The following is a 25,884-nucleotide window of genomic DNA, read 5'->3' on the forward strand; positions in this document are numbered from 1 at the left end:
AGCCTGTTGGAATTTTTTAGTTTTTCAATAAAGAAATAATCAAGAATGTTTTAGTTCTAAGCTAGTTAGCGTTAGAGCAAAGAAGAAGCACGGAGTTGACTTTAGTCAATGAGTACTTCTGATACCGCTATCACGCTAAATAGCACAGAAATGAAATATTCGACTAGCCCATTCTATAGTTAGGCGCTTCTTTTGTGATAGTTACATCATGTACGTGCGACTCGCCCATACCTGCTGATGTTATTTTCATAAACTCAGGCTTAGTTCGCATCACTTCAATCGTTTCACTACCCGTTAAGCCCATAGATGAACGTAAGCCACCCATTTGCTGATGAATAATAGCAGCCACAGGACCTTTATAAGCAACACGGCCCTCAATACCTTCGGGTACTAATTTGTCTGCTTCACCATCGGACTTCTGGAAGTAACGATCACTTGAACCTTCTTTTTGATCCATAGCACCTAGTGAACCCATACCACGATATGATTTATAATAGCGGCCTTGATAAAGCTCAACTTCACCTGGTGCTTCTTCTGTACCAGCTAATAAGCTACCAACCATAACGCAATGTGCGCCAGCAACAAGTGCTTTAGCAATATCACCTGAAAAACGAATGCCACCATCAGCAATAACAGGAATATCTGTGCCTTTTAAAGCTTCAACTGCATTTGATATCGCAGTTAATTGTGGAACACCAACACCCGTTACAATACGCGTTGTACAAATTGAACCTGGGCCAATACCGACTTTAACTGCATCTACACCTACATCGGCTAGGGCTTTTGCGCCAGCACCTGTAGCAACGTTACCTGCAACTATTTGCAAGTCTGGGTATTTATCACGAGTTTCTTTTACTCGGTCTAAAACACCTTGAGAGTGACCATGTGAAGTATCAATTAATAGTACATCAACACCGGCAGCAACTAAGGCATCAATACGTTCATCAGTACCTGCACCAACGCCAACAGCAGCACCCACACGTAAACGACCAAGTTCATCTTTACAAGCATTTGGTTTGTTTTCAGCTTTTTGATAATCTTTTGCGGTGATAAGGCCAACTAATTTAAACGCATCGTCAACCACTAATATTTTTTCAATACGGTTGCTATGCATTAAGCCTAAAATTTCTTTTCGGGCTGCGCCTTCTTTTACTGTTACTAAGTTTTCTTTAGCCGTCATCAATGAAGATACTGACTTTGTTAAATCAGTTTCGAAACGCAAATCACGGCCAGTGATAATACCCACTAAATTATTCTGATTATCAACAACAGGAAAGCCTGAAAATCCTAGATCATCGGCTTTATGCATGACTTCTTCAATGGTAAAATCAGTACTTACTGTGACAGGATCTGACACTATACCACTTTCATATTTTTTAACTTTAGAAACATTACGCGCTTGTTCTGCTATGGTCATATTTTTATGAATAAAACCTAAACCACCTTCTTGTGCTAAAGTGATTGCTAAGCGCGCTTCCGTTACTGTATCCATAGACGCAGATACAATAGGTACGTTCAAATTAATCTTTCGTGTTAAACGAGTTTGTAGGTTAGCTGTGTGGGGTAGTACTTTAGAGTGAGCCGGTACTAACAAAACATCATCAAAAGTTAATGCTTCTTGGGCAATTCGTAACATCGCAATATCACCAGAGTTAAGGGGAAAGGAGACACTAAATATTTAAAAGTTAGTATCTAATATTGCGGCAGAATTTTAACTCTTTTCTTTGTTTAGGTAAACATAAATTTACCTTTGAACCATTATTATTTTATGCAATAAAAGAAAAAAAATGCCCTAAATAAATTCCATCGAGATATACTGTCACTCAAACCAGTTCTACACTATTAGCAATTAATTAGTTATGCCAGCACAACATATCCTTCAAGTCAGTGAACTCACACGCAAAGTACGTTTTATTCTAGAAAGTGAATTAAATACCGTGTGGTTAACTGGGGAAATATCTAATTTTGTCGCCGCTAGCTCTGGTCACTGGTATTTATCATTAAAAGATAATAAATCACAAGTCCGTTGTGCTATGTTTAAAGGCAACAACCAAAGAGTTCGCCTTGCTAACAATGCCAAGCCACGCAATGGACAACAAGTGTTAGTGCGTGCCAAAGTTTCTTTGTACGAACCTAGAGGTGACTTTCAGCTTATTATTGAACAGCTTGATGATGCCGGTGAAGGTTTATTACGCCAACAATATGAACAATTAAAAAATAAGTTAAATGCCCTTGGCATATTCTCTCAAGCCCATAAGCAACAAATTCCAACGACTATTCAAAGGGTTGGTATTGTTACCTCCCCCACAGGAGCTGCGGTAAAAGATATTCTTACCGTATTGAAACGCCGTAACCCAAATATTCAAGTGACAATATATCCCGCGTTAGTACAAGGGCAATATGCCAGTAATGATATTTGCCACGCAATTGCACAAGCAAATAGTCGACAAGAGTGCGATGTACTTATTGTTGGGCGCGGAGGTGGATCGTTAGAAGATCTTTGGCCTTTCAATGAAGAAATAGTGGTACAAGCTATTTATGATTCCGTAATTCCTACCATTAGTGCAGTTGGTCATGAAGTCGATACTACCTTGAGCGATTATGTCGCTGATTTACGTGCCCCAACGCCTTCTGCCGCAGCCGAGTTAGTTTCAAGTGATAGTGATGAACTAATGAAAAAAATCACTATGCTAACATTACGATTAAATAACGCGATTACCAGAAATAATAACGTGTTAATTCAAAAGTTGAGCCATACACAGCATAGATTGACACAAGCCCACCCAGAGCAACAATTGCGAATACACCAACAAAAGTCTGACGAGCTTAACTTGCGCTTAACTCAAGTAATTAAACGAATATTGCTACAAACTAAGCAACAACCACAGCAATTAGCGCAACGACTTAATCGTTTATCACCCAATAGAAAATTAGTGGAATACCAAACAATAGTAACACAGTTAAAACAGCGCCTCATTAATGCCCAACAAAATAATGTGCAACATAAAAGTGAGTTGTTTGTGCATTTAATTGAGCAACTACAATTGGTCAGCCCATTAGCGACTATTGCCAGAGGCTACGGTGTAGTTCGAGATACTGAGGATAAAGTGATTAGTTCGGTTAAACAAATATCTGTTAACGATGAAATAAGTGTACAAATTTCTGACGGTATAATTAAAGCTAAGGTAATTGAAGGGAAAAGTTAAGCGAATGAGCTTAAACAAAATAAATCACTTAAAGAAAGTGTGTTTTATTTTAAAAGAGCTCTGCTGTTAGTGTTATGAGGTCATTGTGGTTAATAATAATTGACGAACTTGTTCCTCACTTTTCTCCTCAAATTTTACCCCAAAAGTAATACCGTCATTATGCTGTTTCAAATTACACACAGAGCCATTTAACTTAAAATTATCTAAGGCTTGTTCTTCTTCGATGACAATTTGAATATCTTTTTTATCAGATAAAACCAACTTCTCACCATTCATAATATTTAACTGACAACCTTTGCTAGATAAATTTTCTATCGTTGCTTGCCAATAATCTTCATCTATTTTGACTTTAGCGGGGATTTGGGTTTCTATGCGAATAGATGAGCGCAGGTTTTGTAAACCCACTGTTCGGGGAAAGTCTAACACCATAATACGAGATGGCATTTGTAAGGTTTGTTTAATAGTACTAAGAAAAGCAACCACAACACCTTCATGACCTTCAATTAGCCCCCTCACAGTAACAGCAGTACCTTGTACTATATGCTGAGAAAACTTTCCAAGTTTACTCGATTCAGGAAATTGTATTAATACATATTTTCCTGGAAGATAACCAATAAAAGTTGTTCTAAATTTAGCACGTTGCCCTGCAGGCGTAGAAATATCAATATTAACCGTCGAACCAGCATGAAGTAATGCTAAATTCCGATCTAAACGAGTACTGGTATCAATATTTGAAGGTTTGTTAGACATAAATGTGAATTTTTTTAGTGTATCTAATCACCCTAGTCAAAGAATAAATTAAAAGCAATGAAAATGGATAACTATTCTTAAGTAAACTCTTAAATTATGTATTAACAAGGGCGGTTTTCAAAAAGAAAACCGCCCTTATTTAACTCATTATTTGTTATCTTTATTATAACCTTGAGTCGCTCTAGCCATTTTCTTTTGCTCGGTAAAAGTAAGTTTTTTCTTACCTGCAAATGGATTTGTTGTATCTCTAAATTCAATGCGAATAGGTGTCCCCATTATTTTTAGAGATTTACGGTAATAATTCATTAAATAACGACGATATGAACTTGGTAATTTTTTCGCTAAATTTCCATGAATCACGATAATAGGCGGATTATAGCCACCGGCATGAGCATACTTTAACTTAATACGACGACCATTATGCATTGGTGGTTGATGATCAAACACTGCCATATCAAGAATTTTAGTTACCATCGCTGTAGAAATTCGCTTCGTCGCACTAATAAAGGCTTCTTCAACTGATTCATATAAATGACCAACACCGGTACCATGTAATGCGGAAATAAAATGAATTTTAGCAAAATCAATAAAACCTAAACGACGATCTAATTCAGTTTTAATACGATCTTTAACGTGATCGTCTAACCCATCCCATTTATTTACCGCTAGCACTAACGAACGACCTGATTCTAAAATAAAGCCTAACAGACTTAAATCTTGATCGGTAATACCTTCACGCGCATCAATAATAAGTAAACAGACATTAGAATCTTCGATCGCACGTAATGTTTTTATTACTGAAAACTTTTCAACGACGTCAGTTACATTTTTACGACGGCGAATACCCGCAGTATCAATTAATGTATATTGACGGCCATTATGCTCCATCGGGATATAAACACTATCACGTGTTGTGCCAGGCATATCATAAACAACCACACGTTCTTCACCGAGTATACGGTTAGTAAGTGTTGACTTACCTACGTTCGGTTTACCAATAATAGCGAGTTTAATGGTATCGTGTTCTTTAGGCGCATCTTCAACCTGCTTTGCTAGTTCTTCTTCTGTTAACTCAACATCGAACTCATCATCAGCATAACTGTCAAATTCATCATTCTCTGTGCCATCAGCTTTAGGTTGACCTAATTCTTCAATATGTGGGGTAAGTGCCAATGTTAATAATTGAGTCACTCCTCGGCCGTGAGCAGCGGCAATTTTATGAACCTCTTCACCTAAACTTAAGGCATAAAACTCTGCTACAGCAGAGTCAGCATCGATACCATCAACTTTATTAGCCACTAAAAATATTTTTTTATCTTTTTTACGTAGATAATCAGCAATACCATAATCTGCAGATGTTAAACCGGCACGCGCATCAACTAAAAACAATACAGCATCAGCTTCTTCTACTGCCATTAATGACTGCTCAGCCATTAGTGCATCAATTCCTTCTTCATCACCATGAATACCACCGGTATCAATAACAATGAAAGGATGCTCTTCAACTTCAGCTTTACCGTATTGACGATCTCGGGTTAAACCGGGGTAATCTGCAACCAAAGCATTTCTAGAACGCGTTAAGCGATTAAATAATGTTGATTTACCAACATTGGGACGCCCGACAAGGGCAACGACTGGAAGCATGAAAACCTCAAAATTCAAAAATAGTCACTTAGCTTTAGTAGATTCGATCTAATTAAAACTAAGAGCGTAAAAACAAATAACGGCCCCACATGCAAAAGCACCGGAGCCGCGTATACATATAAACAACCCTACTTTAATTAAAATAGATTGCTTAGTTAAAGCTGATTTACTCGCTCGGCTTTATAATCTTTGGTGTTTCAATGGCTTGCAAATCACCATCTCGTGATTGAGTGTACAAGATATTATCAAATACTGTTGGTGAAGTGTTAAAGCCACTGCTATCAACTTTATGACGAGCAACAATTTTACCTGTTTCCTGATTTAACCAATGTAAGTAACCTTCAAAATCACCAACAATAACATAGTCATCAATGAATGCTGGTCCGGTTACACCACGGTTTTCAAGATCTAAGTTACTCCAACGTTCAATGCCATTAATTCGATCAATAGCATAAACATGGCCACGCAAGTTTGTTAAGAAAATAGTATTACGGTAAATAGACAATTGACGGTAAGATGAATATTGACGCTTCCAAAGTAACCTACCACTTTGAAGTTCAATTGCTGCTAGGTTACCTCGAGATGATATAGCATAGACTTTATCACCAAAAATCACCGGCGTTGAATCAACATCAACAACACGCTCAAGCTCTGTAGAGCCAGTCGCTTCACCTATTTCTGTAGACCAACCTTGTTGACCATTATCTAACAAGTAAACACTTACACCACCTTTACTGGTGCCAATTAATACTCCACCAGAAGCAATAACTGGTGCGCTAATACCACGTAATGTTAATGCTGGTACATCTTGCTCCACTTTCCATAATTCTTCACCCGTATCAGAGTTTAAGGCTTTTAAAATACCTGAAGATGTATTAACAATCACAACACCAGAATCAACAGCAGGCGTATTAATAACCTCACCTTTGATATTAGCATCCCACAACACTTTACCGGTTAGTGCATCTAAGGCGTATACTTTACCATTTTCACTACCAATAAAGATTTTATCTAAACCTGCGGCTGGGCCACCAGAAAGTAGCGCTGGGACTCTACTATCCCAAAAACTGCGCTCGTTATTAATATCACTTAAGTCAGTTTCCCAAAGCTCTTTACCTGTTTTAGGATCGAAAGCAATAACATCCCCCTCACGACTCGCACTATAGACTTTGCCATAGGCAACCACAGGTTTAAGGCGTGAAAAGTAATCACCACTTCCGTCACCAACACTTTCTTCCCACAACACGTTAGGTTCAAAACTTTGTTCGATCTCTGTTAACTCGGCAGGTAAATCACTGGTATCTTCATCAGTAGAAGAGCATGCAAATAAAGTGCTAGAGAGCAAAAACACAGAAAATACTTTTGCGTATTTACCGAGTAAACCATTACTTGTTTGTTTTTTAGAAAAAAGCATTAAATGACCTTATTTTACTTAGCAACAGGAACTGTAGTGGTTAAATTAACGGTTGTCGCTAAATCATCTACTTTCATTTGTAAATTTGGACTCGTAGCTAAACCATCAGAAGCAATAGCAAGTTGATAAGCATTAAGTGCTAATTCTGTTTTATTTTGTAATAAATAAATATCGCCCTTTATTTCTTCAACAGCTGCTGTAAAAGACTCAGGGATAGGCTTACTTAAGGTTGCTAAAGCTTGATCAAACTGCTCTTGTTGAATTTGCACACGCGCCAAACGTACACTTGCAATACCTTTGATACCATCACTTGGTGCTTTATCCACTGCGATTGACAGTTGAGTTTGAGCACTTTGCCAATCTTTTTGCTCTGCCGCCTCTTTCGCTAATGCTAAAGCAGTTAACGATGCATAGCTTGTGGCTGAATTTTCACTAATAAATTTTGTCGCATTTTCTGTAAATGCAGCCTTATCTTTAGTGCTTTCTTCCATTAATGCTTGATAGCTATCAGAAGTTGCTAGCTCATCTTCAAGCTTGCCATCTTTATAAAAGTTAAAACCAATAAAGCCAGCAAAACCAAGGGCAATACCGACAATAATCATATTGCCGTTCTTTTCCCAATAGCCTTTAATAGCTTCTACTTGTTGCTCTTCTGTTTGATAAATTTCCACTACATCACCTTGACTAAAACTTTTAAATTAGATCACTTAACAAACTAGGAATTTTTTCAAAATCCACGTTTTGTTGTTCTTGTTGTCCGCGTAAATATTTAACCATAACACTTTGTTGTGCTATTTCATCTTCACCTAAAATTAACGCGATTTGAGCACCTGATTTATCAGCGCGCTTCAATTGTTTCTTCATATTGCCGCCACCACAATGACATTGCAAACGAATATTTGGCACTTGATCACGCCATTGCTCAGCAAGCTCATTTGCTTTAATTTGCGCATCATCACCTAAAATAACGACATATGCATCGACTTGTGGCCGAGCATTAGCGGCAACTTCTGTATTAGTTAACATTAATACTAAGCGTTCAATACCTAATGCAAAACCAAAACCTGGTGTTGCTTTACCACCTAATTGTTCTACTAAACCATCATAACGTCCACCGGCACAAATAGTACCCTGAGCGCCTAAACTTGTGGTAACCCATTCGAAAACGGTACGATTATAATAATCTAATCCACGCACTAAACGCTCATTCAATACATAGTTAATACCGGCTGCATCTAATCTTTGGCAAAGGCTGTCAAAATGTGCCTGCGTTTCTTCGCCAAAATAATCAGATAATTTAGGTGCATCAGCCAACGCTTCTTGCACTTGCGGATTTTTACTATCTAATACTCTTAATGGATTCGTGTGCATGCGACGTTTCGAGTCATCATCTAATAACTCTTCACGTTCAGTTAAATAACTAACTAATGCATCTCTATAATTCGCTCGTTCGTCATTGCTACCTAATGAATTCAACTCTAGTGTGACAAATTCATTGATGCCAAGTTCCCGCCATAAGCGAGAAGTTAGTAAAATAATTTCTGCGTCAATATCAGGAGTGGCAATACCAAACGCTTCCAGACCAAATTGATGAAATTGACGGTAACGCCCTTTTTGTGGTCTTTCATGTCGAAACATCGGCCCCATATACCATAAGCGTTGCTCTTGGTTATATAAAAGTCCATGTTGATTTGCTGCACGTATACAACTTGCTGTTCCTTCAGGACGTAGTGTCAGGCTGTCGCCATTACGGTCTTCAAAGGTGTACATTTCTTTTTCAACTATATCGGTTACTTCACCAATAGAGCGTTTAAATAGTGCTGTTGATTCAACAATTGGCATACGAATTTCAGCAAAACCGTAATTACTCGCGACTCTGCGCAGTATATCCTCTACCATTTGCCAAACATTCGTTTCACTTGGCAAGCAATCGTTCATACCTCTAACTGCTTGTAGCGCTTTATTTTTAGCCACTTATCGTATCTCTCTTTATTCTTAAAAAAACATTAATTTTACGCAGCGCGCATTATAGCGAATATATAATCTCGAATATATACTCATTCTCAAATCGAAGAATAACACTCTTAATCGAGCGCTTTAAAATCAATTTGATTATTTTGAGCTAAACGTTCATCCATTGCTTTCGCTTTAGCGCGAATACGTTGCTCTAATTGATCAACTAAGTTGCCATTATCAAAGCGTTCTTTTTGGCGAATACCATCAAGATAATAACCACTTTTCTTACTACTGCCTGTTAATCCTAAGTCAGATACCATTGCTTCACCGGGGCCATTAACAATACAGCCGATTATAGAAACATCCATCGGAGTCATAATATCTTCAATACGTTGCTCTAAAGCATTCACAGTAGCAACTACATCAAACTCTTGACGAGAACAGCTAGGGCATGCAATTAAATTAATACCTCTACTGCGTAGTTTTAAGGATTTTAAAATATCAAATCCCACTTTAATCTCTTCAATAGGATCAGCAGCTAAGGAAATACGTAAAGTATCACCGATACCTTGTGCTAATAATAAACCTAAGCCAACTGACGATTTTACTGAGCCCGAGCGTAAACCGCCAGCTTCAGTAATGCCTAGGTGTAGTGGGTTATCAATTTGTTTAGCTAATAATTTATATGACTCAACCGCGAGGAATACGTCTGAAGCCTTAACACTCACTTTAAACTGATCAAAGTTAAGTCGGTCTAGAATATCGACATGTCGCATGGCCGATTCAAGTAGTGCTTCAGGTGTTGGCTCAGTGTACTTTTCTTGGATATCTTTTTCTAAAGAGCCGCCATTTACACCAATACGAATTGGTATATTATTATCACGGGCACACTCTACAACACTACGAACACGATCTTCTCGACCTATATTCCCAGGATTAATACGTAGGCAGTCTGCGCCATATTCAGCAACTTTTAATGCAATTCTATAATCAAAGTGAATATCTGTCACGAGTGGCACATTCACTTGTTTTTTTATTTCACGAAAGGCTTCAGCTGCATCCATGGTTGGCACACTAACCCGGACAATATCGGCCCCGACAGCTTCAAGCGATTTTATCTGAGCTACGGTAGCAGCAACATCAGTCGTTTCAGTATTAGTCATAGACTGTACAGTTATTGGTGCATCGCCACCAACAGGTACATTGCCTACCATAATTTGACGTGATTTCCGGCGAATAATAGGTGATTCTTTAAACATATTTTAAACTTATCTAACAAACAATTTATAACGTTAGCGGTAAGGTAAATTTAGCAATATTACCCGCATTAAACTCAGACAAGTCGACAGCCTGACCATTAAATTCAATCTCAGCTAATTCGGGTTTCCCCAAAGTAATCTTTAACGGTGCTTGACCTGTAACCGTCATTACATAACCGGATTTTTTAACCCCCCAAGCAATACGATCGCCATTTGCATCAAAAATATTAACCCAACAATCACCTGAGAAAGTAAATATAGCGGTGTCGATTGCGACACTTTCTTCAAGGTTTTCATCAAGCGCTAATACAGGAGCAGTATTAGTTAACTCTTCTGAAGTGGTATCCTCTACTGTGCTAACTTGAGTTTCTACGGGGCTTGGATTGTTTATAATCGAATCTGTATTTTCTTGCGGGATACTTTCATCTTCGGAGATGATTTCTATAATATCGTTTGGTACTGAGTCACTTTTCGACGCATCATTTAATTCAGCACTCGCTTTATCAGCATTACTCTCTTCAATATTACCGTCTTGATTAACTGTTTCGCTAGTAGGAATTGTGACAAGGCTTTCATTAACAATATTTTCGTCTACGCCCTGCTTTGGCTCTTGTAACCACCACATTATCATTAAACCAAACAAAATCGCAGCAATAATGTAACTCAGCCACATTATCCGACTATGCTCTGCTTGTTTCTCGGTTAAGTTAGAAAAACTTTGCATTTCACTTCGCTGAACTTCGGCAACGCCAAGCATGTCATAAGCACTGAGTACTTCACTTACATCAACATTAACAAGTTTGGCATAACTTCGCAGGTAACCGCGATTATAAGTGGCTGGTAATTTATTATCGAATATATCTCGCTCAATACTCTCTACTAATTTAACCTTGAAATTCAAGGTATTAGCAACATACTCCACAGTAAACGATGCTTTTTCTCTTGCTTCACTCAATATTTGGCCTGGACCAATCATTTCCATATCTTCATTAAGTTCATCAAGTTGATTATTATCAACTGCGTCTATTATTTTTTCACTCATCTACTGATTTACCAACTTTGGATCTTCCAAAAAAATTATATCTTTAATATAAAGTTTTTCACTAATATTATTCCATAGACGCAACGTTTCAATTTTTATATTATATTTCATTGAAATACTATACAAAGTATCGCCTTTTTCAACGACATGGAAACTTGGCAACTTTTTAGACTGCTCTGGTGTTGCAGACTTTGGTTCTTCCTGAATGACAACAGGATTTTCTGCGGTTTTTAATTCTTTTACCCGATTTGGGGTAAGTGCAGATAAGTGTACTCTATTAACTTCTTTTTCAGCAACAACTTGTTGCGGTGTTTGAGTCCCACTTTTTTTATTTTTTTTAGGTGACAACTTTACTATACGTTTCTTAGACTTATTCAGCATATTAGCTGCTTTTAAGGCTGCATATCTTTTAGCCAGATTATCCGCTTCTATCGATGCTAACTCATTAAGTAAATATTGTTGTGCTTCCCATGATTGAGGAAACATTTTTACTAACATAGTGCCGTAATTTTTTGCCGTGCTTCGCTCACCAAGTTTATAGTGCACTTTATAAGACAAGGCTAAAAACTGAGCAGTAAAACGACGGGTGACTTTTTCGAAACGCTGATTAAATGATTTAGCTTGCTTATAGTCTCCCATAGCATATTGCAATCGTATCATTTGGAATAATATCGATGAGCTACTAGGGCTGTGTAAAATTGCTTTTTGTAAATACATTTCAGCTTTAATAAAATCATCATTTTGTAAAAAACATGATGATAAATTTTCATAACTTTTAGCCACTAAAAGGTAACTAGGTACGGCAATTGCTTTTAAAAACTGTTTTTCAGCTTCTTCAATCCGATCTTGCCTACAAAGATAAACACCATAGTTATTTAGCGTATCAGCATCATCACTTTTTATTGATAATGCCTTTTCATAGGATGAAATGGTTAACTTATGCTCACCAACCGTTTCATAATAATGCGCAAATGCGGTATATACTTGCACCATATTAGGAGCAAAGTTTTTTGCTTTTTCTAAATTCTGCTTAGCTTGGGGCATATTACCCATTTTCAGATAACCTAAACCTAACGAAATACGTGTTGCAGCCATATCATCCGTATTAGCTTGGTTTTGGACCACAGGTGTATCATCATTTTCGTAGTTCTGTGTTACGCAACCTGATAAGAAAGCAGGAAGCAATATCAGAATTGCGATAACGGCTTTTTTGCTAATCAAATGTTTATCCATAATATAGTGAAGTTACTTCATTAGTTGTTATGTTAGTAAAGTTTGATAGTAACGCGTTCAGACTATCTTTACCGAGATTTCGTCAGCTTTAGCTTGTTTTTTTTCTATTTGAACATCTTGCAACTCTTGAGTACGTTTTGTTCGGTCTAACACATCGCCAGCTAACTGCCCACAAGCCGCATCAATATCTTCACCACGAGGTCTTCTCGTTATCACAGTTAAACCATAGCTTTGTAGTACTTTATCAAACCTATCTATACGTGAATTACTTGGACGCTTATAAGGAGAACCAGGGTAATGATTAAAAGGAATAAGGTTAATTTTGCTCGGTAGATCCTTTAACACTCGTGCCAAAGCATGCGCTTGCTCTGTTGAGTCATTAACATGATCAAGCATCACATATTCAATAGTTGCTTGTTTGTTAGCTTTTGAGCCTTCAATATAACGAGCGGCCGCAGATATAAACTCTTCTAATGGGTACTTCTTGTTAATTGGCACCAATTCATCACGTAAAGTATTGTCTGGGGCATGTACTGAAATAGCTAATGCACAGTCAATTTTTTCTTTAAGCATATCTAGCGCAGGTACAACACCCGAGGTACTTACCGTAACTCTACGTTTGGAAAGTCCATAGCCTAAATCATTAAGCATAGTATCAAGCGCAGGAATAAGGTTCTTCATGTTAAGTAACGGTTCGCCCATTCCCATCATAACAATATTCGTAATCGGGCGCTTTCCTGTAATACGCGTTGCGCCAATATCATTTGCAACACGCCAAACTTGACCAATAATTTCGGCCATCGATAAATTACGATTGAAGCCTTGTTGTGCTGTAGAACAAAAAGTACATTCAAGGGCGCAGCCTACTTGTGATGATACACATAAAGTAGCACGATCATTTTCAGGGATCCATACGGTTTCAATTTCTTGACCGCCTTCTAACACAAGCGCATATTTGATAGTGCCATCGCTAGAAACTTGTTTTTGAGAAATTTCAGGGGATTTTATAATACAATTTCGTTGTAGCTTTTCTCTCAGTTTTTTATTTATATTGGTCATTTGTTCAAAGTCAGAATAACCAAAATGGTAAATCCATTTCATTATTTGATCTGCTCGAAAAGGTTTTTCGCCAATTGAGGCAAAATATTCACGTAGCCCTTGATGGTCCAAATTCAATAAATTTACTTTGGTATTTTCTTTGGCGCTTTCTTTCACGATAGGGTCGCTCATACAACAAACTCTCACAATTTATACTAAAACAGAAAAAAGATAAAACAAGGTTACGAATTGTACGCTTTTCACGCGAAACCCGCAATTTTACCGTAAAGATAAAACACAAAAGGATTTTACTGATTACTCAGTAAAATCCTTTCTAATTTAATTCATTATTTAATCAAGAAAACAAACTCAATATTAATAGACATCACCATGCGTATGTTAATACGAGCGTAAAGCCGACAATAAATACATTGATTTTGCTAAAATTAAAAATGAATTAACGAGTACGTGGGCAGATCTCTTCTTCAGTGAAGAAGTAAGCAATTTCACGTGCTGCAGACTCTAATGCATCACTACCGTGAGCAGCATTTTCATCAATGCTATCAGCAAGATCAGCACGGATAGTACCAGCTAAAGCTTCAGCAGGGTTAGTAGCACCCATGATTTCACGGTTTTTAAGAACCGCGTTTTCGCCTTCTAAAACTTGAACCATTACAGGACCAGAAGTCATAAACTCAACTAAAGCGCCAAAGAAAGGACGTTCGCTATGTTCTGCGTAGAAGCCTTCAGCTTTCTCTTTGCTTAGGTGTAACATTTTTGAAGCAACAATTTTTAGACCTGCAGTTTCAAAACGATTGTAGATTTGACCAATATAGTTTTTAGCAACTGCGTCTGGTTTTACGATAGAAAAAGTACGTTCGATAGCCATGATAAGCCCTTTTAATAGATTTAAATTTTAGTGTAATTAAATAGATATCGGCACAATAGACTGACACCTACAAATTTTGGCGCGATTATAAACCAAGTCACGGTAAATTCCTATATTAACTCGTTAATAATTATTTAGACCGACTAAAATGTTTAATTTTTTTTGGTCCTTTAGTCGTAAGTAAGGTAAAGACAGAAAATATGCCCCATTTTTTATCTTGGTATTTAAATGCAAATAAAAAAGCACATAAAACAAGCTGTATCCCAAGCCTGTCAGTACCGGAAAAATTTATCCTTAATAAAAATAAAAACAATTAGGCTATTTAGCTAAGCAAATAACATTTTAGCTTGTTACATTTGGTCACATTGTCGAAAAAATTCAGCAATAGTTTCATAGTTCACTGCGCATCAAAATAAAAAACAATAATAGGAATTTTGATGCAACTAATTAAAAGAATTCACGGGGAAGAGCAACCATATTGGCCAGCAGGACCATTTAAAATTAGATTACCTTTTGTACATTACCGCTGGGAATTGCCAGAAATGATACAAGGTTTTTTTATGTTCGTTGTTGGCTTGGCAATGATCCCTTTACTGGAAAGTTATTTAGGTATGCCTTATGAAGCCGCTTTAGCTTTTACTTTTATTGCTGGTATTGGTTATATATTACCAGGCTTACTTGGTGTACCACTCGTTCCTGGCTGGATAACACCAGCTATTCCAGTGGTATTACTTTATTTAAAAGGTTTTGAACCTGGCCCTGAAGCGATAAGAGCATTATTTGCACTACAAATTGAAGTGACAATTATTTTTCTTATTTTGGGGATCACTCGCCTAGGCTCCACTTTAGTTAATATAATTCCTAATTCTCTCAAGTGCGGCGTAATCATTGGTGCCGGTATGGCGGCTATGATGGGAGAATTAAAGATAGGTGGCCGTATCGATACCACCCCCATCTCATTAATTGTAGGCTCTATCATTTCAGCTTATATATTATTTTCGTTATCTTTTAAAAATGTCATTAATGAAAATGCCCTCGCCCAAAGAATTGCCAACTTTGGTATGGTTCCAGGAATGATCATTGCCATGATTATTGGTTGGCTTGTAGGTGAATATCCGTTACCTGAAATAGAATGGGGCATTACAAGCCCAGATTTTAGCTTAATGTGGCAATACCTCCCCTTTACTGTTGGTTACCCAGATTGGGAAATATTCTTACTCGCTATTCCAACCGCTATCATTGCTTACGTTATCGCTTTTGGCGACATTCTTGTTGGCTTTACCTTAGTTAAACGTGTTGATCACTTGCGTGATGATGAAAAAATTGAAGAGAATGTTGATCGTGTCCATTTGGTTACAGCTATTCGAAATGCGTTACATGCGTTTTTTGCGCCATGGCCAGGTTTAGCAGGGCCAGTATGGACAGCTGCACATGCAACAGTTGCAGAGCGTTACGCTATGGGACGTAAATCGATGGAATCAATTTACAGTGGCGGTGGTACCTTTTGGATAAGCGGCTTATTAGCACTATTGGCATTACCTCTAGTGACATTATTTAAACCTGTTTTACCGATAGCACTCTCTTTAACCTTAGTACTCACAGCCTATATTTGTATCATGGTTGGCATGGAACAACTAAAAAATTCAACCGAACGAGGTGTTGCCGGTATTGTTGCCGTTACTTTAGCCATGCCAGATCCTAAATCTACTATGTATGCGGTGTGTATCGGCATCGTATTATATTTTCTTATTGAGCGCCCGAAGCTTATGGGAAAACATCACAGTAAAGACAATATTATTTTTTCTGACGAAACGCAGGAAGAAATAAGCAAACCAAAGAGTAACACTTAGCAATAGGGGAACAGACAAATGACTACAGCAAACATTTTTGAACAATATTTAGAGCCTAGCGAAGCTAACTATACAGCACTAAGCCCCGTTGCTTTTTTAGAAAGAGCAGCCTTTGTTTATCCAAATAAAACAGCAACCGTTAACGCCGACATTCGCCATTCATGGCTAGAGGTTTTTCAACGATGTACACGTTTTGCAAGTGCGTTATCAAAACGTGGTATTGGCCGAGGTGATACTGTATCGGTTATAGCACCAAACATTAGTGAACATTTTGAAGTACATTTCGGGGTACCAATGTGTGGCGCTGTGCTTAATTCGATCAATACACGCCTAGACGCTGAAGCAATTGCTTTTATACTGACACATGCCGAAACCAAAGTATTAATTACGGACAAGGAGTTTAGCTCGTTGGTCAAAAAAGCATTACGTATGATTCCGCATAAACCGCTAGTGATCGATATTGATGATCCTAACTTTCATGAAGGTCAATTGATTGGCGAGTTAACCTATGATCAATTACTTGAAGAAGGCGACAATACTTTTCAAGCAATACGACCTAACAATGAGTGGGATGCAATCTCGTTAAATTATACTTCAGGCACAACAGGTGATCCTAAAGGGGTTGTTTATCACTACCGTGGTGCCTATCTTAATGCGGTGAGCAATGTTATTTCATGGAATATGGGCGAACATCCTGTTTATTTATGGACACTGCCTATGTTTCATTGTAATGGCTGGTGTTTCCCTTGGTCAATCGCAGCCACCGCCGGCACTAGTATTAGTTTACGGCATGTACGAGCAGAGCCTATATTTGAGTTAATTAAAACCGAACAAGTCGGCTATTTCTGTGGAGCGCCTATTGTATTAAATATGCTAAATAGCGCGGATGATTCATTAAAATCCGACATTAACCATACAGTGAAAGTAATGACGGCTGGTGCGCCACCACCGGCTTCCGTGATTGAAGGAATAGAAGCTTCGGGCTTTAAAGTCACACATACTTATGGGTTAACTGAAACATACGGCCCTTCTGTTGTTTGTGCGTGGCATGATGAATGGAATGATAAAAGCACTGAACAACAAGCTAAGTTGAAATCTCGCCAAGGAGTTCGCTCCCCCATGCTTGATCAACTGATGGTAGCAGACCCTGACACTTTAGTACCGATGCCTAAAGATGGTAAATCTGTTGGAGAAATATTTATGCGCGGTAACTTGGTAATGAAAGGTTACTTAAAAAATCCTTCCACAACTCAATCTGCTTTCAAAGGTGGTTGGCTCCACTCTGGCGATATAGCGGTATGGCACAGTGACGGATATATTGAAATAAAAGATCGCTCAAAAGATGTCATTATTTCGGGGGGTGAAAACATTTCAAGCGTCGAGGTAGAAGATATCTTATATCGTCACCCTAAAGTGCAAGAAGTTGCCGTGGTAGCCAAGAAAGATGATAGATGGGGAGAAACGCCTTGCGCATTCATTACACCAATACCGAATATAGCGATAACAGAGCAAGAAATAGTAACTTTTTGTCGCGATAATATGGCACACTTCAAAACACCAAAGACGATTATCTTTGGTGAGTTACCGAAAACGTCAACAGGTAAAATACAAAAATTTATTTTACGTGAGCAGGCGAATAGGTAATAAGAAAGTCTTTATCCAATAGTAGCTACCCAACCGTCCTTCCGCTACTATTTTGGGCTGGCTTCACGCCAGCCCTTTTTTTATAGTATTTTGTAGCTTCCATTGTCCGATTTAAAAACTCGGTAAATACAGGTGACGAATGTTTCTTAAGCAAAAATTATCCCGTACTTTTTTTTCTGCCATCACCGCTACCTTACTGCTGTTGTTTGTTGGCATTTATTGGTATTCAGTCCCCTTAATTAATAAAGAAGTGTACCAAATTGAAAAAAATGCGAGTCGTCTGGTATTAAATAATATTTTTGAATTAGCCAGCAATATGCAATTAGATTTAAAGCCCCCTAAAAAAGAAGTAGTAGACAGACTGCAACAAATAATAAAAAAAAGTGTGATAGCGAAAACCGGCTATCTTTTCATTTTTGATGAACAAGGCAATATGCTATACCACCCTAACCCCAACATTAATGGTACCAACGCAGTAAAACTTAAAAACACCCATAATGGTAAATATATTTTACAAGAGCTTATATCTGTAGCCGATACAGGAAAAGAACTTGAATATAAATGGGACAAGCCTACTGACGCAAATAATTACAGCCATAATAAAATATCGTTAGTACGTCATTTACCTGAGTTAGGCTGGTATATTTGCTCTTCTGTTTATATCGATGAATTGCAAAGTAGCGGTAAACTTCTAAGCCAACGCATTTTAACCATGGGCTTTATTACCTTTATGTGTGCTATTTTTTTAGCGCTCCTTTTTTCTTCCTGGATAACAAAACCAATTAACACTCTCGCATTAATTGCCAGAAAAGTAAGTCAAGGTGACTTAAATGTCACCAGTGGTATATCACGCAAAGATGAATTAGGCATTTTGGGTAAAGCGTTTGACGATATGGTGCTACAAATGCGTGAAAACATCGAGATGTTAGACTTAAAAGTAGCCTCACGCACCCAAACCCTATCCACCACCAACGCACAACTTCAGCAAGCTATGAGTGAAAGCCAACAAGCACAAAAACAACTAGCCCAAGTACAACACATTAATGCAATAGGACAGCTTGCAGGAGGCTTAGCTCACGATTTTAATAATATACTTACTATTATTTTAGGTAATCTACATGCTGCTAAGCAAGATAATGAACAAAATGAAGCATTATTACAGCATTTACTGCCCGCAATAAAAGCGTCACGTAAGGGGAGCGACATTACTAACCGTTTACTCTCTTTTTCAAGACGACAGTATTTACGCCCTTGTAAAGTGGATATTACCGTACTGATTGATGAAACCATTACGCTGTTAAAAGGATCATTACCTAGTAAAATTACCATAAAGACTCATTATTTAGATAATAATTTGCATGTCTATGTCGATGCTAACCAACTAGAAAATTGCTTAATTAATTTAGTATTAAATGCCAAAGATGCTATGCCAAACGGTGGTGATATAACAATAACAGTCAATAAAAAAACAGTAGAGCATCCTTTACAATTTGATGAAGAAGTTACTTTTGCTGATTACGTTGAAGTTACCATTACAGATGATGGCTCTGGTTTTTCGGAACAAGCAATAAATAAAGCATTCGAACCTTTTTTTACCTCTAAAGAAACGCACCAAGGCTCGGGTCTTGGCCTAAGTACTGTTTTTGGCTTTATTAAACAATCAAAAGGTTATATACGCATTGCTAATCAAAAAGTTAGCGGTGCTAAAATATCACTCTTATTACCCTTACTGATTCATCAGCAAGACGACAAGCTGTCATCTGCCTCTCTCCATGACGATAATGAAAACGTCATAACAACAGACTTTTCCAATAAGCTTGTTTTATTAGTCGAAGATGATAATGATGTTCGTGCTATAATTAGGAAGCAGTTAATCGCATTTGGGCTAAACGTTATCGAGGCAAATGACAGCGACGAAGCTGAGCAGCTAATTGATACTATTGATGATTTATACGGTATGGTTTCAGATATTAGTATGCCGGGCAATAAAGATGGCTTTGAACTAGCTACGCTGTTAAAAACTCGCTCACCTAGCTGTAAAATTGTTCTGATGAGTGGCTATTTTCACCCAGCAACTGAGCCAAATAAAGACATACCGATTTTGTTAAAAAAGCCCTTTGTGGCAAATAAATTATTTCAAGCATTACAATAAAAAGCATCGAGGTAATGACACTTGTGAACACCAAACCATTAATTTATGTTATTGATGATGAACCTGAGATATGTAGCTTAGTTTGCCAAGAGCTTGAACGTTATAACTTTAAAACCCAAGCATTTTGTACTGGAAAAGAAGCCTTATTAGCGATCAGAAAACAGTTACCTTCGCTCTGTATTATTGACCTTGGTTTACCTGATATGGATGGCTTATCATTAGTAAAAGAACTATTCGATGATAAAAAAATTGGCGTGATAATTTTATCCGGTCGCAATAGCTTACCCGATAAAGTATTAGGCTTAGAATTAGGCGCAGATGATTATATTGGTAAACCGTTTGATCCACGAGAGTTAGTAGCGCGGGTAAACAGCATTATTCGTCGACTTGTTGTAAGTGAATTACCTGAGACAACATTGCAAACCGCCAGCTTTGGTGACTGGACCTTTGAACAATCAACCCTTACTTTAGAAAATAATAAGGGCGGTAGCTTTATGTTAAGCGCCGCAGAAGCTGAAATATTGATGATATTGCTTAAAGCACCTCGACAGATATTATCACGAGAGCGTTTACTGAGCCTTGATGCAACCTCTTTTGATCGTAGTATAGACGTAAGAATGTCGAGATTAAGAAAGAAGATAGAGCAAGATCATAAACATCCAAAAATCATAAAAACAGTTTACGGTGCTGGTTATATCTTTACCTTAGAAGTCACTTGGCAGTAGACCACTAGCTGCCAAGTCTAACTTTTTTCACTTACAAGCTAATACGCTTATATTGACGATACTCAGGGTTCCAAAAGTTTTGCTCTATTTTTGCCAATAAATCAGCATCAGATAATTCAAGCGCTAAGTCTTGCTCATAAGCAACTTTAGCAATGGCAAAAGCAATCTCTTTACTTAACTGAGCTATTTGAGTTAACGGTGGTAATAATTCACCTTTACCTGTGTTCGCTAACGGTGAAGCAGCAGCCAAAGTTTCACTGGCTACTTGCAACATTTTATCCGTAATTCTACTAATTTTCGCAGAAACAACCCCTAAACCGATACCAGGAAAAATATAACTATTGTTACATTGAGCTACAGGAAAAATCTCGCCTTGATATTCGACAGGATCAAAAGGACTACCTGTTGCAATGATAACTTCGCCATTAGTCCAATTAATCACTTGGCTTGGTGTTGCTTCAACTTGTCTTGACGGGTTACTTAACGGGAAAATAATAGGTTTATTACAGTGCTGTTTCATCGCTTTAATGACTTCTTCGCTAAATAAACCTGCCTGTCCTGATACACCTATTAAAATATCGGGTTTAGCACCATGCACCACTTCTAAAAGCGTGGCATACTCACCCTCAATATCCCATTGCTCAATAGCAACTTTACTCTGCACTAATTTCTGCTGAAAATCACGTAAGTTATCCATACCCTGCGTTAACAAACCAAACCTATCGACCATATATACTTGGCTTCTTGCTTCTAATGGTGAAATACCTTCAGTTATCATTTGACTGATAATTTGTTCGGCAATACCACACCCAGCAGATCCTGCCCCAACAAAAGCAACATTAAGTTGTGACAACTTAACACCTTTACTTCGACAAGCCGCGAGTAAAGTCCCTACGGTTACTGAGGCTGTACCTTGTATATCATCATTAAAACAACATATTTGATCACGGTATCGGCTTAAAAGCGGCATTGCATTCGGTTGTGCAAAATCTTCAAATTGCAAAAGAACCTGAGGCCAACGACGTTTCACTGCATCTATAAATAACGATAAAAACTCATCATACTCAGTTTGACCAATACGTTTATGACGTGCTCCCATATACATAGGGTCGTCTAATAGTTTTTGATTATTGGTACCAACATCTAACATGACAGGTAAAGTGTAGGCCGGACTAATCCCTCCACAGGCGGTATATAAAGAGAGTTTACCAATTGGAATACCCATTCCGCCAATACCTTGATCACCTAAGCCTAAAATTCGCTCTCCATCAGTAACCACAATTATTTTTACTTTGTTTTTAGTCGCATTTCTTAAAATATCATCAATTTGATATCTATCATCATAAGAAATAAATAAACCACGTGAGCTCCGATAAATATCTGAAAATTGTTCACAAGCGTCACCAACCGTTGGTGTATATATAATAGGCATCATTTCTGCTAAATGATTTTGTACTAATTTAAAAAATAATGTTTCATTATTATCATGTATAGCACGCAGGTATATATGTTTATTAATATTAGTATGGAAAGAACAATACTGTCGATACGCTCTAGCAACTTGCTCATCTATGGTTTCAAAGCGCGGCGGTAATAAACCAGTTAAATTAAAGTTTATACGTTCTTGTGGATCAAAAGCACTGCCTTTATTTAATAGCGGTGTTTCTAATAATGTTGGGCCTGCATAGGGGATATATAAAGAGCGCTTACTTTGAGTCATTTCACTTACTGCTTATGTTGAGGTTTATGTTGATGTTGATGTTTATACTTATTAAATTCAAATTTTACCGTGTGAAGGCTTAAGATATAAAGCATTATTTTTATGAATACTGAAAATACACTAAAATGATATTGATTGCAGCATATAGAATATTTTTAGCTTGGCATAGATGACAATAAATAATACCAGTTTCATTAATTAAGTGAACAATTTTATACGTAGAAAACATTGCCAAATACAAGGCATTTATTTAATAACTAGCTGTTATAATTATTAAATAAATAACGATGTAGTTGGTGATTTTAATGAGTAGAAATGCTCACATAGCTAGGAGATAGGTATAATGGCGAAACTAAGTTGGAGCTCTGCTGATTCACCCAAATATTGCTGAGTAGGGTAAAAGTTACCATACTCAACAAGAGACAGCGTACCGTCAAAGGGAAATCAATAACATTATAAATGACACAACCAACACTTCAAAAATTGTTGCCGCTATATGCCGATAAGGTAATCAGCAGATAAGGATAATAAAAAAGCAATAAGTGAAGAAAATGCTAAATTATGGAATAACAAGAATCCTTTACTACTTATGACTTTAGATTAAGCATATAACTTAATGCTCGCTGAACTAATCAACTGGACTTACCTAATTAATCAGCTTCATCTATCCAAGCTAATTGAATAGCTTCAAGTACACGTTCCCCACAGTGCGCAGGATCATCATTAAAACGCTCAAGATCAAGCACCCATTGACGAAGATCCGTAAAATTTAATGTTAGTGGGTCTACATCAGGATAGAGCTCAATTAAATCAAGCGCAATTTCTAATGAGTCAATCCACTTTAGTCCTGCAGAAGTATTCATGTTTTATCCTATGGGTTATTAACGTGTAAACGAATACTAAAATAATAAATGGAACCAATAATAGTCGACTATCAACATTAAGATAAACCACAGCAAAAGCAAACGTGCTCTTTTGCAATATTTACACTCAGTTTTCCACCATTGCCGTAATTTTAAGATAATAGTGTTTTCTGTCATTTATCGGAAGAATCTTTTTAGCATAGATTTATTGACTCCCGATTCTACAATAGTTTCACCACAATACAACGGTTTAAAACCATTTATTCCAACATAACTTTGTAACTTACCTTCCGAGGTAATATTCTTTTCAAAATCACCTGTTGCAGGGTTAAAACGATATTCTTTCGACCATTCAGCCATATTGTCAGTTAACTTGTTAATTGACTCAACAACAAACTTTGCTTCTTCATTGCTTGTTGTTGGGTGGAAAGAAGCCCTAATCCAACCTGGCTTCTCACAATAGTTTCCTTCGTCAATTTGTTGGGTAATTTGTTGTGATGTATTTTGATCAACATTGAGTAAAATATGACCATAAGTACCTGCGCATGAGCACCCCCCTCGAGTTTGAATACCAAATTTATCATTAAGTAAACGTACAACTAAATTGTAATGCACATTGGTAATATAAAATGACACTATGGCTAAACGATCTGTAATTGTAGGTTCAAGCATATTTACTTGTTCATTCTTGCTCAGCTCTGACATGACATATTCTGTTAGCTCTTGCTCTCGTTTAGCAATATTATCTGTCCCCATCGCATCTTTTACTTTGATAGCTAACGCGGTACGAATACATTGTAAAAACCCTGGTGTTCCACCATCTTCACGTATTTCAATATTATTGAAAAAGCTATGCTCGCCCCATGGGTTAGTCCAAGTTACTGTACCGCCGCCAGGATGATCAGGAATTTTATTTTTATATAAACTTTTATTAAAAATAAGAACACCAGAGCTCCCAGGTCCACCTAAAAATTTATGTGGCGAAAAGAAGATTGCATCTAACGTTTGTAGCTTATCAACGGGGTGCATATCTATATCTACATAGGGCGCTGAACAAGCAAAATCGACAAAACACAGCCCGCCATGCTTATGCATAATCTCAGCTAACTGATGATAAGGAGTTTTTATACCCGTCACATTTGAACAAGCAGTAAAAGAGCCTATTTTGACCTTGCGATCCTTATATTGCACTAATAACGCTTCTAAATTATCTAAAGAAGGTAAACCATTCTCGTCACTAGCCACAATTTCTAACGTAACATCACATTCATACCAAGTTGTTTGATTTGAGTGATGTTCCATGTGAGTGATAAACACGACTGGCTTATCTTCCTCACTAAAACTGACTTGCTCAGCCATGCGCTCCGGAATTCTCAACCCAAGAATACGCTGAAACTTATTCACAACATCAGTCATTCCTGCACCAGAGGTAATTAAGATATCGTTATCACATGCATTTACATGGCGCTTAATCACTTTTTGTGCGTCATGATACGCCAATGTCATCGTACTACCGGTTAAGTTAGTTTCAGTATGAGTATTGGCAACATAAGGCCCAAGTGTATGGCTAATATAATTTTCTATTGGTTGATATAAACGACCGCTTGCAGTCCAATCAGCATAAATAATTTTTTGCTGTTTTCCATTAATTTCATGCTCAAGGTTTTGGCCTATAATGTGTTGACGAAATTTAGAAAAGTGCTGTTCTAACGACATAATTGTCCCCTGTTCGATTAACCTAAAGTGAGTGTAATCAGTTATAAATAAGCAAGAGACTGGTAAACTAATCTTTAAGATATCACCAATGGTAATTCTGTAGAGCGCTTAATCTCTTCCATGGCAAAACTAGAGGTAACATCGGTCAAGCTAGTCGCTCGAATAAAACGCTGATAAAAAGCATCATAACTAGCAATATCTTTAACCACGACACGTAGTAAATAATCATATTCACCACTCATGCGATAAAAATCAACCACTTCGGGAAAAGCTGATACAGTTTTAGAAAACTGCGCCAACCAATCGCTATCATGCTTGCTGGTTTTTACTTGCACAAAAACCGACACGCTTAGATCTAATAACTTAGCATCAAGCAAGGCGACTTTACGTTTAATAATTCCACTTTTCTCTAGTTTTTGTAGACGACGCCAGCATGGAGTTTTAGTTAATCCAACACGCTTAGCTAATTCATCAATCGCAATACTAACATCACGCTGAAGAATAGCAATAAGCCGCAAATCTATATCATTTAAGTGCATTTTGTACTACTTACTGTAATTATTTTAGAACAAAATAACCCAAGAGTATTGTGAAATCAAATTTAGAGAAAAGTTATGCCTAAAAAAGGCCTTTATGAGAAATACAATTTTCCTAAAAATCGTAAAAAAATATCAAAATTCATCATTTTTTATAAAAATTGATGAATTAAACTGAGGTTTAATTCAAGGTTGTATTGTTGTATAGGGTAGCAATTCAATAATATGCTAAGCATATTTACAGTAC

At 37.3% G+C, this 25,884-nt stretch carries 20 protein-coding genes; 5 read left to right on the plus strand and 15 right to left on the minus strand.

All coding sequences use genetic code 11. From position 1 onward, the window contains the following. Positions 1-163: 163 nt before the first annotated feature. Positions 164-1,636 (minus strand): IMP dehydrogenase, encoded by a 1,473-nt coding sequence (gene guaB / locus Q4496_RS04495; protein ID WP_215972334.1) that lies wholly within the window; start codon positions 1,634-1,636, stop codon positions 164-166. Positions 1,637-1,859: 223 nt separating this feature from the next. On the opposite strand from guaB, the gene xseA reads away from it, so the two are divergent. Then, the gene (gene xseA / locus Q4496_RS04500; protein ID WP_303601476.1) at positions 1,860-3,206 is read left to right on the plus strand and encodes an exodeoxyribonuclease VII large subunit; all 1,347 of its coding nucleotides are present in this window, start codon (positions 1,860-1,862) and stop codon (positions 3,204-3,206) included. 72 nt (positions 3,207-3,278) lie between these two features. Here xseA and Q4496_RS04505 read toward each other — a convergent pair whose 3' ends face one another. The 10 genes from Q4496_RS04505 to ndk form a co-directional block, all read right to left on the minus strand. Continuing rightward, positions 3,279-3,956: a PilZ domain-containing protein gene (locus tag Q4496_RS04505; protein ID WP_215972332.1), complete on the minus strand. Its 678-nt coding sequence runs from the start codon at positions 3,954-3,956 to the stop codon at positions 3,279-3,281. Positions 3,957-4,103: 147 nt separating this feature from the next. Further along, positions 4,104-5,600: a ribosome biogenesis GTPase Der gene (gene der, locus Q4496_RS04510; RefSeq protein WP_215972331.1), complete on the minus strand. Its 1,497-nt coding sequence runs from the start codon at positions 5,598-5,600 to the stop codon at positions 4,104-4,106. Between the two features lie 166 nt (positions 5,601-5,766). Further along, complete coding sequence (gene bamB / locus Q4496_RS04515) at positions 5,767-7,014, minus strand: outer membrane protein assembly factor BamB (protein WP_215972330.1); 1,248 nt, start codon at positions 7,012-7,014, stop codon at positions 5,767-5,769. Positions 7,015-7,028: 14 nt separating this feature from the next. Continuing rightward, positions 7,029-7,685 (minus strand): tetratricopeptide repeat protein, encoded by a 657-nt coding sequence (locus tag Q4496_RS04520; RefSeq protein WP_303601477.1) that lies wholly within the window; start codon positions 7,683-7,685, stop codon positions 7,029-7,031. Positions 7,686-7,707: 22 nt separating this feature from the next. Further along, entirely contained in the window at positions 7,708-8,988 is a 1,281-nt protein-coding gene (gene hisS / locus Q4496_RS04525) for a histidine--tRNA ligase (protein ID WP_303495276.1), read from the minus strand. Between the two features lie 110 nt (positions 8,989-9,098). Continuing rightward, the gene (ispG, locus tag Q4496_RS04530) at positions 9,099-10,229 is read right to left on the minus strand and encodes a flavodoxin-dependent (E)-4-hydroxy-3-methylbut-2-enyl-diphosphate synthase (protein ID WP_303601478.1); all 1,131 of its coding nucleotides are present in this window, start codon (positions 10,227-10,229) and stop codon (positions 9,099-9,101) included. A 25-nt stretch (positions 10,230-10,254) separates the two neighbouring features. Further along, positions 10,255-11,271, minus strand: a complete 1,017-nt coding sequence (locus tag Q4496_RS04535) for a RodZ domain-containing protein (RefSeq protein ID WP_303609990.1) — start codon at positions 11,269-11,271, stop codon at positions 10,255-10,257. Then, the gene (gene pilW, locus Q4496_RS04540) at positions 11,272-12,492 is read right to left on the minus strand and encodes a type IV pilus biogenesis/stability protein PilW (protein WP_252727412.1); all 1,221 of its coding nucleotides are present in this window, start codon (positions 12,490-12,492) and stop codon (positions 11,272-11,274) included. 69 nt (positions 12,493-12,561) lie between these two features. After that, positions 12,562-13,734: a bifunctional tRNA (adenosine(37)-C2)-methyltransferase TrmG/ribosomal RNA large subunit methyltransferase RlmN gene (locus tag Q4496_RS04545; protein ID WP_215972325.1), complete on the minus strand. Its 1,173-nt coding sequence runs from the start codon at positions 13,732-13,734 to the stop codon at positions 12,562-12,564. A gap of 265 nt (positions 13,735-13,999) precedes the next feature. Beyond that, the gene (gene ndk / locus Q4496_RS04550) at positions 14,000-14,431 is read right to left on the minus strand and encodes a nucleoside-diphosphate kinase (RefSeq protein WP_215972324.1); all 432 of its coding nucleotides are present in this window, start codon (positions 14,429-14,431) and stop codon (positions 14,000-14,002) included. A 437-nt stretch (positions 14,432-14,868) separates the two neighbouring features. Here ndk and Q4496_RS04555 point away from each other — a divergent pair, with 437 nt between their 5' ends. The 4 genes from Q4496_RS04555 to Q4496_RS04570 all read left to right on the plus strand — a co-directional run bounded on the left by Q4496_RS04555 (position 14,869) and on the right by Q4496_RS04570 (position 20,802). Next, positions 14,869-16,281, plus strand: coding sequence for a solute carrier family 23 protein (locus tag Q4496_RS04555; RefSeq protein WP_303609991.1), 1,413 nt, complete (start codon positions 14,869-14,871; stop codon positions 16,279-16,281). 18 nt (positions 16,282-16,299) lie between these two features. Then, positions 16,300-17,925: an acyl-CoA synthetase gene (locus tag Q4496_RS04560; RefSeq protein WP_303609992.1), complete on the plus strand. Its 1,626-nt coding sequence runs from the start codon at positions 16,300-16,302 to the stop codon at positions 17,923-17,925. Positions 17,926-18,064: 139 nt separating this feature from the next. Further along, positions 18,065-20,077 (plus strand): cache domain-containing protein, encoded by a 2,013-nt coding sequence (locus tag Q4496_RS04565; protein ID WP_303601484.1) that lies wholly within the window; start codon positions 18,065-18,067, stop codon positions 20,075-20,077. A 14-nt stretch (positions 20,078-20,091) separates the two neighbouring features. Then, a complete protein-coding gene (locus tag Q4496_RS04570; RefSeq protein WP_303609993.1) occupies positions 20,092-20,802 on the plus strand; it encodes a response regulator transcription factor in 711 nt (236 codons plus the stop codon). A gap of 31 nt (positions 20,803-20,833) precedes the next feature. Here Q4496_RS04570 and Q4496_RS04575 read toward each other — a convergent pair whose 3' ends face one another. From Q4496_RS04575 to Q4496_RS04590, 4 genes are all read right to left on the minus strand, one after another. Beyond that, positions 20,834-22,522 carry an NAD-dependent malic enzyme gene (locus Q4496_RS04575; RefSeq protein WP_215972319.1) on the minus strand — a complete coding sequence of 563 codons (1,689 nt, stop codon included), beginning with the start codon at positions 22,520-22,522 and terminating at the stop codon, positions 20,834-20,836. 650 nt (positions 22,523-23,172) lie between these two features. Next, positions 23,173-23,385 (minus strand): Fe-S cluster assembly protein IscX, encoded by a 213-nt coding sequence (gene iscX / locus Q4496_RS04580; RefSeq protein ID WP_215972318.1) that lies wholly within the window; start codon positions 23,383-23,385, stop codon positions 23,173-23,175. Positions 23,386-23,562: 177 nt separating this feature from the next. Continuing rightward, positions 23,563-25,101, minus strand: a complete 1,539-nt coding sequence (locus tag Q4496_RS04585) for an aminotransferase class V-fold PLP-dependent enzyme (protein WP_303601486.1) — start codon at positions 25,099-25,101, stop codon at positions 23,563-23,565. A gap of 74 nt (positions 25,102-25,175) precedes the next feature. Beyond that, positions 25,176-25,640, minus strand: coding sequence for an Lrp/AsnC family transcriptional regulator (locus Q4496_RS04590; RefSeq protein WP_215972316.1), 465 nt, complete (start codon positions 25,638-25,640; stop codon positions 25,176-25,178). Positions 25,641-25,884 lie beyond the last annotated feature (244 nt).

Source organism: Colwellia sp. 5_MG-2023 (assembly GCF_030547795.1).
Taxonomy (GTDB): Bacteria; Pseudomonadota; Gammaproteobacteria; order Enterobacterales; family Alteromonadaceae; genus Colwellia.